Genomic DNA, 13,546 nt, shown 5'->3' with positions numbered 1-13,546 from the left:
CCCCGGCGGCCGGGCGGCGACCGCGGGGGAAACCGGTTCGGGGCGGGCGACGGGCGGGCGTCCACGGCGGCGCACGGAGGGATCCTGACGGGCCGTCGGCCCGGCGGTCCCGGCGGGCGCCCGGTCCCCGACGAGTCCGTCGGTTCCGTCCCCCCCGTCACCGACGGCGGCGGTACGGTGCTGCGGCGACCGGCGGGAGCCCCGGCGGAACGCACCGTGCCGGTCCTCCCCCCACCCGACCTGGAGAAGGCGTGAAGCCCAGATCCCGACGCGCCGGCCGTGCCGCCACCGCGCTCGCCGCCGCCCTGCTGGCCACGGCCGCGCCGGCCACGGCCGTCGGCGCCCCCGGACCGCACGCCCCCGTGGTGCCGCTGCGGGTGGCGACGTACAACATCCACGCCGGGGCCGGCCAGGACCAGGTCTTTGACCTGGACCGCACCGCGGCGGCCCTGCGCGACCTGCGCGCCGACGTGATCGGCCTCCAGGAGGTCGACGTCCACTGGGGCGCCCGCAGCGACTTCACCGACGAGGCACGCGCACTGGCCGAGAAGCTGGACATGCGGGTGTTCTTCGCACCGATCTACGACCTGGACCCGGCCGGCGAGGGCGGTGAGCGCCGGCAGTACGGCGTCGCCGTGCTCAGCCGCCACCCGGTGCTCGAAGCCGAGAACCACGAGATCACCCGGCTCTCCACGCAGACCCCCGATCCGGTGCCGGCCCCGGCGCCCGGCTTCGCCGAAGTCGTGGTCGGTGTGCGGGGCGCGCGCGTGCACGTCTACACCACGCACCTGGACTACCGGGCCGACCCATCGGTCCGCGAGGCCCAGGTGGCGGACATGCTCGGCGTCCTGGCCGCCGACCGCGGACCGAAGGTCCTGGTCGGCGACTTCAACGCCGAGGCGAGCGCCCCCGAGTTGGCGCCGCTGTGGGAACGGCTGCGGGACACCGCCCCCGACGCCGGCGGGACGTATCCGGCGACCGACCCGGTCAAGCGCATCGACCTCATCACCGTCTCGCCCGGCATCCGCGTGACCGGTGCCCGTACGGTGGCGACGGAGGCGTCGGACCACCGGCCCGTGGTCACGGACCTGGAGGTCCGCGGGCGCGGCCGCTGAACCGGCCACCGGCGGGCCCGCTCACCCGCCCTGGAGGCGTCGCAGGTCGGAGGGGCGGACCTGAATGGCCGCCATGGCGATCAGCGCGGCGAGCACGGCGAAGATCGCCGCCATGACGAAGGCTGCCGAGACACCGGAGGTGAGGACCTCGTCGGCCCAGGGCGGTGGCAGCTCCCCGGTGCTCCGGAAGCGCAGGCGCTCGGCGGGGGTCGCCTGCCGCAGGAAGAGCTGAACCTGTTTCTCCGCCTCGTTGCCGCTCGCCGTACCGAACACCGTGACCAGGATGGACAGACCGAGCGAACCGCCGACCTGCTGGGTGGCGTTGAGAAGGCCGGAGGCCGCGCCGCTCTCCCGCACGGGCACGTCCGACAGTGCCATCAGCGTCAGCGATACGAACTCCATGCCCATGCCGAGGCTGAAGACCAGCATCGGCCCGAGGACGCTGCCCGCGTAGGTGGAGTGGACATCGGTCAGCGTCAGCCAGCCCAGGCCCGCCGCCGCGAGCACACCACCCCCGACCATGAAGGGTTTGGGCCCGTACACGGGCAGGAACCGTGAGGCCAGTCCGGCGCCGACCGCGATGACCGCGCTGACCGGCAGGAAGGCGAGTCCGGCCCGCAGGGGACTGAAGTCCAGCACGTCCTGCACGAAGAGCGTCAGGAAGAAGAACATGCCGAACATCGCCGCGGCCAGGCACAGCATGATGCCGTACGTGCCCGCACGGTTGCGGTCGGCGAACATGTGCAGCGGGGTGATCGGCTGCCGGGACCTCCGCTCGACCAGGACGAAGCCCGCGAGGACGACGACCGCCGCGGCGAACGACGCCAGCGTGAGCGCGTCCCGCCAGCCGTTCTGCGCGGCTCTGATGAACCCGTAGACCAGCAGCACCATGCCCGCCGTGGAGGTCAGCGCGCCGGTGAGGTCGAAGCGGCCCGGGTGGCGCTCGGACTCCCTGATCCAGCGCGGTGCGGCGAGGGCGATGAGCAGGCCGATCGGGACGTTGACGAAGAGCACCCACCGCCAGTTCAGCCACTCGACGAGCACCCCGCCGGCGAGCAGCCCGATGGCACCGCCGCCCGCCGACACCGCGGCGAAGACCCCGAACGCCCGGTTGCGTTCCGGCCCTTCGCGGAAGGTCGTGCTGATCAGGGCGAGGGACGTCGGTGACGCGATGGCCCCTCCGATGCCCTGGAGGGCGCGGGCGCAGAGGAGTTGACCGGAGTTCTGTGCCAGTCCGCCGAGCAGCGAGGCCAGGACGAAGAGCAGCACGCCGGCGATGAAGACGCGCCGTCTGCCGAGGATGTCGCCGGTCCGGCCACCGAGCAGCAGCAGACCGCCGAAGGTGAGGGTGTAGGCGTTGACCACCCACGACAGGCTGGTGGTGGAGAAGTCCAGGGAGCGCTGGATCTGCGGCAGCGCGATGTTCACGATGGTGATGTCCAGCACCACCATCAGCTGACACGACGCGATGACCAGCAGCGCCATCGTGTTTCCCCCGCCGCCGGTGTCCCGGGCGGCGTGCTGCGCTGCGGAGGCCGATCGCGGACTGCTTCTGGTCATGCCGGGTCGCCCTTTCGGGAGTCCACCGTTCGACCGTACGCGTGCGTCCGGGCGTCCACCACTCGATCACACCAAGGGTCCGGACCCGGCCCGGGTGCTGGGAGCCAAGGACGCGGTCATCTTCCCACCTACTACGCCCACTCCGCCCCACAGGACCCGCGCGGCCCGGACACCGGAACCGCACGGGTCCTGCGCGGCGGCTCGTACCTCTGCCACGACTCCTACTGCAACCGCTACCGGGTCGCGGCCCGCTCCTCCAACACCCCGGAGTCGTCCTCGGCCAACCTGGGCTTCCGCTGTGCCAACGACCACTGAGTTCGGGTCTGTCACAGCTGCGTCATCGCCCCGCCCGGCCGGGCGGGGCGGGGTCCTTTGTAAGGTTCGTGCGATGTGCACTTTTCCGGTGAGGGCTCGTTCAGGAGCAGCGTGGTGAACCGACGGACCAACCTGGCACTCGTACTGGCCCTGGGAGGGTTGCTGGGCGCCTGCGGAACGGCTCCGACGGAGACGCACCGCCCGGTGCCGGTCGGGGGGAAGCCCTTCTGGCAGGCCGAATTCGACGGAGCGGCGGGAACCCGCCCCTCGGAGAGGTCCTGGAACACCGAGACGGGGAACCGGGAGGCCGAGGGGTGGGGCAACAACGAGTTGCAGTACTACACGGACGACGCGGCCAACTCCGCCCTCGACGGCGAGGGGCACCTCGAGGTCTCGGCGCGTCAGGCTCCACCGGGGGTGGAACTCCCGTGCTTCACCGAGGAGTCCTGTCCCTGGACGTCGGCCCGCCTGACCACGGAGGGAAAGGTCGCACTGACCCGTGGACGGGCGGAGATCCGCGCGAAGCTGCCCACGGGCACGGGACTGCTGCCCGCGATCTGGATGCTGGGCGACAACGGAGTCGAATGGCCCGGGCAGGGTGAGATCGACATCTGCGAGGTGGTCGGAGGAGAACCGCGGACGGTGTACGGCACCGCCCATGGACCGACCTACTACAACGAGGACGGGATCGGCGAAGCCGCCACCCTGGCCGCCGACGCCTCGGCGGCCTTCCACACCTACGCAGTCGACAAGCAGCCGCACCGCATCACCTGGTCCGTCGACGGAAAGCCGTACTTCACCCTGACCCCGTCGAAGCTCCCCTCACCGCGCGACTGGGTCTTCGAACAGGAGATGCACCTGCTGCTCAACGTCGCCGTCGGAGGCGACTGGCCGGGCCCGCCCGACACCTCGACGCCGTCCCCCGCGACGATGACCGTCGACTACGTCCGCTTCTACGGCGAGGGCCATGCCTGAAAGGGTCTGTACGGTGAGCGGCTCTGTCCCACATTCGGTGGTGACGGTAAGGCGCGACGGTGACGGACAGGGCATCGGCCACGAACCCGCAGGTCGGTGCCGCGCAGCTGACCTTCCCCGGAATCCGGCCGGTCGCTCGACGTCTGGTCGTGGGAGTTCGACGCGACAGGGCCGGTGCCCCGGCGTCATGCCGTTCGCCCTGGAACATCGAGGTCAAAGCGCCATCTTTACTCTCTGCAAGGCAGAGGTGCTCGGCCTTGCACGATGCGTTACCACCGAATGTGACAGAGCCGTTGATCGGACACCCCCTGTGGTCAGGGGTGGCGGGCGTGCATCCAGTCGACCCGCTGGTCGGGGTGAAGGGCTTGACACGTTGGGGTTCCGGAGCGGCAGGGCGGGCGGGTGCCGGATTACCGATGCGGTGCTTGTCTTCGGCAGGATGGGTACATGACCGAGATCCGCACACCCCGTCTCCTCCTCCGTGGCTGGTACGACGACGACCTCGCGCCGATGGCGGACATCAACGCGGACCCGCGGGTCATGCGCTGGATCGACGACGGATCGGTGCGCGACCTGGACCGTACGGCCGAGGACATCGAACGGTGGGAGGAGGAGTGGGACGAGGAGGGCTTCGGACTCTTCGCCGTCGAGCTGCTGGCCTCGGGCGAACTGATCGGCTTCACGGGACTGTCCGTGCCCGAGTTCCTGCCGGAGGTGATGCCCGCCGTGGCGATCAGCTGGCGGCTCGGCTCACCGTTCTGGGGCCAGGGATACGCGTCCGAAGCCGCGCACGCCACACTGGAGTTCGCACTCCAGGACCGCGGCCTGGACCGTGTCATCAGCATCAGCCGGGTGGGGGACAACGCCTCCGAGAACGTCATTCGTAAGCTCGGCATGGCGCCCGAGCGGGAGACGACCCACCCGGTGTACGGCTACCCACTGCGCGTTCACGCCATCGACCTCACCGAGTTCCAGGCATGAACCGGCCCGACCGTCGATCATCACAAGACAGCCGACTGCTGTCCCCGCGCCCCTGAACGCATTGACCGCGGCGGCACGGACACCCAGGAAGGGAACGGTCCCTCCCTGTCACTGACCTGCGCCTTCACGGAACCGGGGACAGAGCCGTTTTCAAAGAACGCCAACAGTGTCTGCGCACGGTGGTGGCCTGCTGTGGTGGGGGGCGTGGTCGGAGTCCTGAGAGGCTCACGCCGGGCCCACTGGCCGTTCGTCGGATCCCCACGTCCCACAACACGTGATCATCACCGAACAAGATCCACTTTCGCGACAGATCCTGGTCCGGGAGCCCGTGCCGCCCCGCCTCATGCCAGCACCGGCATGATCTCCTCGTGTATCAGGCGCAGTTGGTCGTCGGCGTCCGCCACATCGTTTATGTCCCGGCCGGTGAAGGCCCGCACCAGCCGCCGGTCGGTGAGGGCGCAGATGACGTGGTTCACGCCGCTGGGTGCGATCTGGGTGCGGATCTTCTCCGCGCACTCGGCCGGCGTGCCCGCGACGGACAGCCGCTCGGCGACCTCCGGTGTGGTGAGTTCGATGCCTCGTGCCAGATCACCGGCGCCGATCGCCTCGATCACCGGTTTCAGCTCGGCGGGTTCCACACCGTTGCGGCGCAGTTGCTCCTCGGGCATGGAGGAGGCGTAGATGCCCACCATGCTGCGGGCCGCTTCCTTCGCCGCCCGGGAGTCGGGCCCGGTGGCGAACACCACCCAGGCACCGATGTCGAGGGAGCGCCAGTCCTTGCCCGCCCGTTCCGCACCGGCCCTGATGTGGCGGACCGCGTACTCGTAGGCCTCCGCGGTGTAACTCAGCGCGTGGTGGCATCCGTCGGACAGTTCACCGGCCGCCTCGAAGGACCTGGGCCCCCGCATCGCCCCGAGCTTCAGGGGGACGTGCCGCTGGACCGGGCGGGCGAAGGTGAACAGCCCGTCGTAGGAGTAGAACTCGCCGCGGTGGGTGATGGTGCCCTCGTCCAGCAGCGTCCGCACCACGTGCAGCGCCTCCTTGACGCGGGACAGGGGCCGGGTACGGGTCCAGTCGATGCCGTACTGCGCCAGGAGGCCGAAGTTGCCGCTGGACAGCACGGCCTCGGCGCGCCCGCCGGAGAGTTCGTCGAGCGTGGCCAGGGCCTGTGCGATCAGCGTCGGCTCGCGCAGGGTGACGGGGGAGACGCTGGGCCCCAGGCGGATGGTGCGGGTCTGGCCGGCGGCCGCGGCGAACAACAGCCACAGGTCCTTGTGCCAGGTCTCGTCCGCGGCGTAACAGGCGTGGAAGCCCAACTCGTCGGCGAGTCTGATGGACGCCGGCGAGTCCTGCAGCGGGTAGTCGGGTAACAGGGCGTAGCCGAACCTCATGGGCGCGTCCTCCCCGGCCTCGGCCGATCGGTCACCGACCCGCCCAGTGTCCAGGCCGGTCCGGTACCTGGCCAGGGTGTGCGCGCGCCATCGCGCTCTTCCGGCGAACGAGGTTCACATCCGCTTCACATCCGGCGCCGGTGAGGTGCCGCGCGGCCGACTCGCGCGCGGGATCGCCGGGACCACCGGCCGCCCACGCGGTGACCGCGTCGCGGAACGACTCCCTGTCGGTCATGGGAGGAGTCCCGGCCCTTTCCGGGCGGCACCGGCAGGAATTTTCCGCCGGTGCCGCCCGTCGAGGCCGGCTACGGCGTCACGCAGCCGATCGTTCCCGCCGGGAAGTCGTTGCCCGACGACGTGGCCGTGAAGCCGAACGTCACACTTCCGTCAGGGTTGATCACACGGTTGTGATCGACGTTCCGTACCGTCACCGTGCCGTCGGACCCCTTGCTCAGGGAGCCGTTCCACGCACTGCCGATCGTGGTCCCGGAACCGGGCTTCCACTGCACGGCCCAGCCGTCGAGCGGTGACGTCCCGTGGTTCATCACCTCGACCGAGCCCTGGAAACCGCCGTCCCAGGAGTTCACCACGTTGTAGACGGCCATGCAGGAGCCGGTGTGCGGGGGATCCGTCGGGTCCGGCTCCGTCGGGTCCGGGTCCGGCGTGCCGCCGGAGTCGCCGATGCCGGTCACCTCGCCGTTGCCGCCGTCGAAGACGACGTCGGAGCAGGAGAAGAAGTTCTCCTGGCTGTCCGAACGCACCCACTGCATGAAGATCAGCGCGTCGCCGGAGCGCCCGGAGGGAAGCTTCAGGTCCCAGTGGTAGTGGCCGCCGTTGGTGCCCGGTGAGCCCTGCTGGGGCGGGTTGGTGACGGTCTGGATGAGCTCCAGGTCGTCCCAGCCCAGCTGAGAGGTGGGAGACCAGCCGGGCTTGGTGAGGTAGACCCGGAAGTCACCGGGGTGCGCGGCCCAGTTGCTGTACTTCACCTTGATCGTCGCTCCGGACGTCAGATGCGTCCGGGGCCAGTCCGCGCGGGCCGCGTTGTAGGCGGAGAAGTCGTACGGGGAGCGGTCGCCCGCGCTGCAGAGCGTGCCGTCCGGGACGTAGCCGGCGCCCCGTCCCCCCGCCTTGGAGTCGAGGACGGCGAACCAGTTGTACAGCGCCGACGCGCCGCTCTGGTTCAGCGCGTTCCGGCACGCCGGGTTGGTCGGGTCCAGCCCGCCGGTGCCGGTGACGGCGTCCAGCTGACAGAGGTAGGTGCGTGATCCGGGCATCATCGCCACGCCGTGCGCCTCTGCGTCGTCCTGCCAGAGGAAGCTCAGGCCGAGCCCTCCGAGGAGGGTGGCCAGTACTGCTGCCAAGGAGACGAATCTCCGTCTTGGGGCCATGTGATCTCCTGTGCCGGTGGTGGATGGGGCGGACAGGTGCGGGAGATGGAGGCCCCGCCCGTCCCGGGAGGGGCGTCGACCGGGCGGGCGGGGGTTCGGGGGGATCCGGGGCCCCCTGTCGGCGCAGGGAGGAAGAACGGGCCCCGGATCGGGGGACGCGGCGGGCGCGCGGTCCGCCGGTCGCGTCAGGAGACCGTGCAGGCGGTGCCGTTCAGGCTGAAGCCGTTCGGCTGGGTGAAGGTGCCGCTGTAGCTTCCCTGGAAGCCGAAGCTCTGGCTGCCGCCGGACGCGATCCGCGTGTTGCCGTCGAGCCCGCTCGCCGTGACCGAGCCCGAGGAGGGGCTGACGGACGCGTTCCAGGCGTGGGTGACGCGCTGCCCGGAGGGCAGGGTGAAGGCGAGCTTCCAGCCGTCGACGGCGGACGGACCGGTGTTCCTCACGGTGACGTTCGCGGTGAAGCCGCCCTGCCAGACGTTCGTGGCGTACGACACCGCGCACGCCGCCGGGCCGCCGGGCTCCTCACCGGGGCCTTCCGAGCCGGTGTGGACCGTGGAGGAGAAGGAGTTCACCGCGAGTCCCGCCCCGTTCCGCCAGGGCTCGAAACCCGCCTGGACGCTCGTCAGGTACCAGTCGTTGCGCGCCATTCCGCGCGCGACGGTCTCCCGGACGAAGTCCATGACGTCGAAGCTGAAGCTGCTGACCGCCGACGGCGCGACGAACGAGATCACGTCGTTGGAGCCGTTGCCGCCCGACCACACCTGCCAGGTGCGCCCGGCCACGCCGGCCGTGCCGACCTGGGAGCCGATCGGCTGGATCGGGCCCACCTTGTTCAGCCAGATCATGATCTCGGTCCGGTTCACGCCGTCGGTCCGGGGCGTAGGGTCCAGCCAGATGTCGTACGAGGCGTTGTACACGGCGTCGCCGACGTAGCCGTACGAGATGCTGCTGGGTGCGCTGGAGATCGTGCTGATCCGCGCGGGGAGGGCGGTTCCCGGCGAACAGTTGGTGTAGTGACAGCCGTTGAAGATCGACGGGTACGACTTCGGGGCCCCGTCGGTCGGCACCGAGCCGTCGGCCTGGGCAACGCGGAAACCGGTGTCCGTGGCGGTGACGCACTGGGTGGCGCTGGTGCCCCAGCGGTTGTTCTGGACGACGTAGCGCCCCTGGACGGTGGTCGATCCGTACTGTTCGCAGATCGTGGTGTCGGCCTGGGCCGGCGCCGCCCCGGTCACCAGCGCGGCGACCACGGCGAGAGCGGTGAGGAGCGTCGCGAACAGGCCGCGCGGGGCCCGGGTGTGGTGCGGTAACCGTCGCATGTGGGGGGCCTCTCCAAGAGGGTGCGGGGGGACGACCGGGGCGGGAGCGCTCCCGCCTCCCCATTGATGGGAGCGCTCCCATTGGTGTTTCGGAAAGGGACTGTAGGAGCTACACATGTCCCTGACAAGGCTGTGCGCGGGAAACTGTCGAATTCATTTCGAAGCCGCAGGTCAGCGAGGTGATCCATAAAGGGTGTCCGTCTCGGGAGCGCTCCCGAAACATTCGATGACGCCGTGTCCCGTGAGGCGGCCGAGGGGGAAGGGGAAGGGCGGTTCAGGCGGAGTCGCGCAGCACCAGTTCCGTACGGAGGATGACGTGCCGCCAGGCCACCTCCGGCTCCTCCATCTCCTCCAGGAGCAGCCGCACCATCGTCCGGCCGATCTCCTCCAGCGGCTGGCGCACCGTCGTCAGCTTCGGATCGGTGTGCTGGGCGAGCGGGAAGTCGTCGAACCCGATCACCGCGACGTCCTCCGGCACCCGGCGTCCCGCCGCGTGCAGGGCGTCCAGCGCGCCCGCGGCCATGGTGTCCGACGCGGCGAACACACCGTCGATCTCCGGGGTCCGCTCGATGAGTTCGGCCATCGCCCGGCGCCCGCTGTCCGCCGAGAAGTCCCCCTCGACGGTCCAGGCCGTTCTGCTCTCGACGCCCGCCCGTTCCAGCGCCTCGTGGTAACCGCGCAGCCGGCACTGGGCCACGTACATGTCGAGCGGCCCGGTGATGGTCGCGATCGAGCGGCGTCCGAGGCCCAGCAGGTGCGCCACCGCGCCGCGGGCGCCCCCGGTGTTGTCCGCGTCGACGTAGGTCACGCTCTCCTCGCCCGAGCGCCGCCCCAGCAGGACGGTGGGCAGCCCCACGTCGGCCAGCATGTCGGGCAACGCGTCCTCGGCGTGCACGGACATCAGCATCACGCCGTCGACCCGGCCGCCGCGCGCGTACTCCACGAGGCGCTGCCGTTCGGCGTCCGTGCGGACCAGGGTGAGCAGCAACTGCACCTTGGTGTCGGTCAGCGCGTCGCCGACGGAGCGGACGATCTCAGAGAAGAACGGCTCACCGAACTGCCGCCAGTCCGGCTCCGTCATGACCAGCGCGACGGCGTCGGCACGCCGGCCCGCCAGCGAACGGGCCGCCAGATTGGGGACGTACCCCAGCTCGGCGATGGCGCGCTGCACGGCACGGCGCGTCGACTCCTTCACGCCCGCCGCGTCGTTGATGACGCGGGAGACGGTGCCCCGCCCCACACCGGCGAGCGCGGCCACTTCCTCCAGTGTTGGTGTACCGGGACGCTGCCTGCGCATGACCACCCCCCACGAGACGACTAGATCTTACGGCCACCGGGTGCCGGGAGCGGCCGTTCCCGGCACACGCTTCGCACCCGGACGGCGACCGGTCCCGGACAGCGGCACCCGCCTCCCGGCCGGCCTGGGGAGAGGAGCGGGCACCACCGGATCCGGTGCCGCTCCGGCTTCCTACGGCGCGGACGGAGGGGAGAGCCGCCCGCGGACCCACGCGGGATCCGGGTTGACGTGCGGCCGCCCCTCGACGACGACCGTCGGCACGGTCTCGTCGCCGTCGCTGGCCGCCCTCACCGCCGCCGCCCCGTCCGGGTCACGCCAGATGTTCACCCAGTGCAACTGCCCGGCGGCGCGGCCCAGTCGGATGCGCAGCCGCAGGCAGTACGTGCAGCCGGGCCGCCAGAAGACGACCGGCCGGCCGTCGGCCGCGCTGCGGCGTCGTGCCTCCACAGCGCCGATCGACCTCGGGAAGACGAGGGGCGAGTTCATGGCCGCGAACGCCGGCAGCACCAGCAGAAGCGCCGCGGCCGCACCGGGACGGCCGGCGAGGACCAGCCCGGTCGCGACGACCGAGCCGCAGAGCACCAAGAACATCGGGAGGACCCAGACACGCATCATGGGGACGCAGGCTATCGAGGCATCCGCGGATACCGCGGCCGCGCCCCGGCCCGCCCGCCCGCCGGGTACGGGACCACCGGCCGCCCGCCGCGACGTCGGCACGGGGTCCGGCGGAAGCGCCGTCCGCCGGACCAGGAGGGCGGCCCCGGACCCGGCCCGGAGCCGCCCTCGCCGGCGGAGGCGGTACGTCAGGACGGCGTACGGCCCGCCCCCGGCGCCGGTTCCTTTGGTGCGGCCGGACGCGGCACGCCGGGGCGGGCGTCCGGCGCCGGTGCCCCGCCCACCGGCAGGAGCGGCCAGTCCGCGAGGTCCCGCAGGAGTTGACGGTCGTGGGTCGCGACGACGACGCCGGCGCCGGTGCCGCGGAGCGCCCCGGTCAGCTCGTCGACCAGCGGCGCCGACAGGTGGTTGGTCGGCTCGTCGAGCAGGATCAGCGTGGGCCGCCCGGACAGCGCCAGCGCCAGGTCGAGACGCCGCCGCTGCCCCTGGGACATCCGCCCGACCGGCGTGCCCGTCGCGTCGGGGTCCAGCAGCCCGAGGGACCCCAGCGGGACCGTGTCGCCGTCCCGGAGCACCCCGTCGGCCACCAGCCGTCCGACGTGCCGGTCGTACACCTCGCGGGCGGTGAGCCGGGGGTCCTGTCCGGCGGTCTCCTGGGTGACCCGGACCACCCGCGCCCCGCTCGCCGTCCACACGTGCCCCTCGGTGGGCCGGAGGGCGCCGGCCAGCACCGCGAGCAGCGTGGACTTCCCGGCGCCGTTGGGCCCGGTGACGAGCAGCCGTTCGCCGCCGTCGAGGGCGAGGTCGACCGGAGGGGCCAGCCGTCCTTCCACGGCGACGCCGTACGCACGCAACTGCGGGGCGCCTGGCCGGACGTCCAGCCGGGGCCACCGCGGGGCGGGCGGCGGCTCCGGCACGTCGATCCGGTGCGCGTCCAGTGCCTCCTGCTGCCGGTTCAGGGCCTGTACGACGCCCGGCGCGCGGGACTGGCGCCGGTGCTTGCCGGTGCCCTTCTCCGGCCGCCAGCCGGTGGAGAGCCGGTCGCGGGCCCGCGACACCGCGTCCTGCAGCCGCCGGTGCTCGCTCCGCTGCCGCTCGTGGTCCTGCTCCCAGCGTTCCCGCTCACGGCGCCGGGCCTCCTCCCACGCGTCGTAGCCGCCGGCGTACAGGCGCGGCCTTCCGTCGCGGGTGGGGTCGAGGTCGAGGAACCGGTCCGCGACGTCGCGCAGCAGCGCCCGGTCGTGGCTGACGACGGCGAGACCGCCCTCGTGCTCGCGGAGCCTGCGGGTCAGGAAGTCCAGGCCGTCGGCGTCGAGGTGGTTGGTCGGCTCGTCGAGCAGCAGGACGTCGTGCCGCGCGCCGAGCAGGCACGCCAGCCGGACGCGGTGGCGCTGCCCGGCCGACAGGGCCGACAGCGGCCGCTCCCGGTCGGCGCAGGCGCCGAGGGCCTCCAGGGCGACGTCGACGCGGCGCTCGGCGTCCCAGGCGTCGAGACGGGTGGCGGCGTCGAGCGCGGCGGCGTAGCGGTCGTCGGCGGCGGGCTCGCCCGCGGCCATGGCGAGGGCCGCCTCGTCCAGCGTGGCGAGGGCCGCCCGGGACGGGGCCAGCGCCGCCGACGTGAGGGTGCCGACGGTCTCACCGTCACGCACGGACAGTTCCTGACGGGCCAGACCGAGCGTGCCCGCCCGGTGCACGGTGCCCTCGTCGGGGGCGACCAGTCCGGCGAGGACGTGCAGCAGGGTCGTCTTGCCGCGGCCGTTCTCGCCGACGACGGCGATCCGCGACCGGGCGGAGACGGTGACCGAGACGTCGTACAGGACGCGCCGGGATCCACGGGTGACGGTGATGCCGTCGGCGCGGACGTGGGCACTGCCGCCCGCCTCGACGGGCAGGGACATGGCTTCGGGGGTCGGGGTGGGGTTCAACGGGACGCTCCGCGGCTCGCAGTGGAGCCGGGCAGCACGGAAGAGCCGCCCGGCGGGACCGGAACGGCGTGCGCTGATTCAGGGAGAAGGCGCCGCCGTCAGCGGGCGGATCGGACCTTCTGCGACCAGATGCCTCGTGCCATGCCCGGCAGCCTAACAAGGGCGGTGCCCCGGGTTCCCCCGGTTTTCGGCGGGCGGGGCCGGGCCGTGCCCGGACCGCGGCTGCGGGATCATGACGGCCATGGCACTCTTCCTCAGGACCCGCCCCGTCGGTGACACGGCGCGGACGCGTGTCGCGGCAGCCGTGGCCGCGCTGGTGACCGTCGGCGCCGGACTGGGCCTCAGGGCCGTGGCGACGGGGGACGTGGCCAAGTACGGCGGGGACGCCCTCTACACCCTCCTGGTCTTCGCCCTGGTGGTCCTGGCGGCACCGCGGGTGACACCGCCGAGGGCCGCCACGGTCGCGCTCGCCGTCAGCTGGGGGGTCGAGTTCCTGCAGCTCACCGGCGTACCGGCGGAACTCTCCCGGCACAGCACCGTGGCCCGTCTGGTCCTCGGGTCCACCTTCAACGCGCCGGACCTGTTCTGGTACGCGGTCGGCGCGGGCGCGGGCCTGCTCGTCGCACGGGGGCGCGCGGTGCCGGCCGGGGAGCCGTAGCACGCGGTAC

At 72.1% G+C, this 13,546-nt stretch carries 11 protein-coding genes and 2 pseudogenes; 5 read left to right on the top strand and 8 right to left on the bottom strand.

Annotated features, from left to right (window positions below; genetic code table 11):
- Positions 1 to 251 precede the first annotated feature (251 nt).
- Positions 252 to 1,115 (top strand): endonuclease/exonuclease/phosphatase family protein, encoded by an 864-nt coding sequence (locus tag ACH5AO_RS14370; protein ID WP_398924557.1) that lies wholly within the window; start codon positions 252 to 254, stop codon positions 1,113 to 1,115.
- A gap of 21 nt (positions 1,116 to 1,136) precedes the next feature.
- On the opposite strand, the gene ACH5AO_RS14365 is transcribed toward ACH5AO_RS14370, so the two are convergent.
- A complete protein-coding gene (locus tag ACH5AO_RS14365; protein WP_398924556.1) occupies positions 1,137 to 2,675 on the bottom strand; it encodes an MFS transporter in 1,539 nt (512 codons plus the stop codon).
- A gap of 123 nt (positions 2,676 to 2,798) precedes the next feature.
- On the opposite strand from ACH5AO_RS14365, the pseudogene ACH5AO_RS14360 reads away from it, so the two are divergent.
- The 3 genes and pseudogenes from ACH5AO_RS14360 to ACH5AO_RS14350 form a co-directional block, all read left to right on the top strand.
- A pseudogene (locus ACH5AO_RS14360) lies at positions 2,799 to 2,990 on the top strand (formylglycine-generating enzyme family protein); the annotation flags it as partial.
- 114 nt (positions 2,991 to 3,104) lie between these two features.
- Positions 3,105 to 3,965, top strand: coding sequence for a family 16 glycosylhydrolase (locus tag ACH5AO_RS14355; protein ID WP_398924555.1), 861 nt, complete (start codon positions 3,105 to 3,107; stop codon positions 3,963 to 3,965).
- 447 nt (positions 3,966 to 4,412) lie between these two features.
- A complete protein-coding gene (locus ACH5AO_RS14350) occupies positions 4,413 to 4,946 on the top strand; it encodes a GNAT family N-acetyltransferase (protein ID WP_398924554.1) in 534 nt (177 codons plus the stop codon).
- Between the two features lie 341 nt (positions 4,947 to 5,287).
- Here ACH5AO_RS14350 and ACH5AO_RS14345 read toward each other — a convergent pair whose 3' ends face one another.
- The 7 genes and pseudogenes from ACH5AO_RS14345 to ACH5AO_RS14315 all read right to left on the bottom strand — a co-directional run bounded on the left by ACH5AO_RS14345 (position 5,288) and on the right by ACH5AO_RS14315 (position 12,878).
- A complete protein-coding gene (locus tag ACH5AO_RS14345; RefSeq protein WP_398924553.1) occupies positions 5,288 to 6,337 on the bottom strand; it encodes an LLM class flavin-dependent oxidoreductase in 1,050 nt (349 codons plus the stop codon).
- 148 nt (positions 6,338 to 6,485) lie between these two features.
- Positions 6,486 to 6,572: pseudogene (locus ACH5AO_RS14340) on the bottom strand (ATP-dependent endonuclease); the annotation flags it as partial.
- Between the two features lie 70 nt (positions 6,573 to 6,642).
- Positions 6,643 to 7,725 carry a lytic polysaccharide monooxygenase gene (locus ACH5AO_RS14335; RefSeq protein WP_398924552.1) on the bottom strand — a complete coding sequence of 361 codons (1,083 nt, stop codon included), beginning with the start codon at positions 7,723 to 7,725 and terminating at the stop codon, positions 6,643 to 6,645.
- 185 nt (positions 7,726 to 7,910) lie between these two features.
- Complete coding sequence (locus tag ACH5AO_RS14330) at positions 7,911 to 9,041, bottom strand: cellulose binding domain-containing protein (RefSeq protein ID WP_398924551.1); 1,131 nt, start codon at positions 9,039 to 9,041, stop codon at positions 7,911 to 7,913.
- A 274-nt stretch (positions 9,042 to 9,315) separates the two neighbouring features.
- On the bottom strand, positions 9,316 to 10,338 hold the full coding sequence (locus ACH5AO_RS14325) for a LacI family DNA-binding transcriptional regulator (RefSeq protein WP_398924550.1): 1,023 nt from the start codon (positions 10,336 to 10,338) through the stop codon (positions 9,316 to 9,318).
- A gap of 171 nt (positions 10,339 to 10,509) precedes the next feature.
- Complete coding sequence (locus ACH5AO_RS14320; RefSeq protein WP_398924549.1) at positions 10,510 to 10,953, bottom strand: glutaredoxin domain-containing protein; 444 nt, start codon at positions 10,951 to 10,953, stop codon at positions 10,510 to 10,512.
- Positions 10,954 to 11,141: 188 nt separating this feature from the next.
- Positions 11,142 to 12,878: an ABC-F family ATP-binding cassette domain-containing protein gene (locus tag ACH5AO_RS14315; protein ID WP_398924548.1), complete on the bottom strand. Its 1,737-nt coding sequence runs from the start codon at positions 12,876 to 12,878 to the stop codon at positions 11,142 to 11,144.
- A gap of 241 nt (positions 12,879 to 13,119) precedes the next feature.
- On the opposite strand from ACH5AO_RS14315, the gene ACH5AO_RS14310 reads away from it, so the two are divergent.
- Entirely contained in the window at positions 13,120 to 13,536 is a 417-nt protein-coding gene (locus ACH5AO_RS14310; RefSeq protein WP_398924547.1) for a DUF2809 domain-containing protein, read from the top strand.
- The last annotated feature ends 10 nt before the right edge of the window (positions 13,537 to 13,546 follow it).

The organism is Streptomyces sp. NPDC018964, from assembly GCF_044390325.1.
Classification (GTDB): Bacteria; Actinomycetota; Actinomycetes; order Streptomycetales; family Streptomycetaceae; genus Streptomyces.
Note: the sequence above shows the minus strand (reverse complement) of the source record. Positions and strands in the feature narration are given on the sequence as shown.

Bases quoted from the DNA above. Each gene is read 5' to 3' on its own strand.
- ACH5AO_RS14335 (WP_398924552.1), bottom strand. From the start codon at position 7,725: ATGGCCCCAAGACGGAGATTCGTCTCCTTGGCAGCAGTACTGGCCACC.
- ACH5AO_RS14330 (WP_398924551.1), bottom strand. From the start codon at position 9,041: ATGCGACGGTTACCGCACCACACCCGGGCCCCGCGCGGCCTGTTCGCG.
- ACH5AO_RS14345 (WP_398924553.1), bottom strand. From the start codon at position 6,337: ATGAGGTTCGGCTACGCCCTGTTACCCGACTACCCGCTGCAGGACTCG.
- ACH5AO_RS14310 (WP_398924547.1), top strand. From the start codon at position 13,120: ATGGCACTCTTCCTCAGGACCCGCCCCGTCGGTGACACGGCGCGGACG.
- ACH5AO_RS14325 (WP_398924550.1), bottom strand. From the start codon at position 10,338: ATGCGCAGGCAGCGTCCCGGTACACCAACACTGGAGGAAGTGGCCGCG.
- ACH5AO_RS14350 (WP_398924554.1), top strand. From the start codon at position 4,413: ATGACCGAGATCCGCACACCCCGTCTCCTCCTCCGTGGCTGGTACGAC.
- ACH5AO_RS14320 (WP_398924549.1), bottom strand. From the start codon at position 10,953: ATGATGCGTGTCTGGGTCCTCCCGATGTTCTTGGTGCTCTGCGGCTCG.
- ACH5AO_RS14365 (WP_398924556.1), bottom strand. From the start codon at position 2,675: ATGACCAGAAGCAGTCCGCGATCGGCCTCCGCAGCGCAGCACGCCGCC.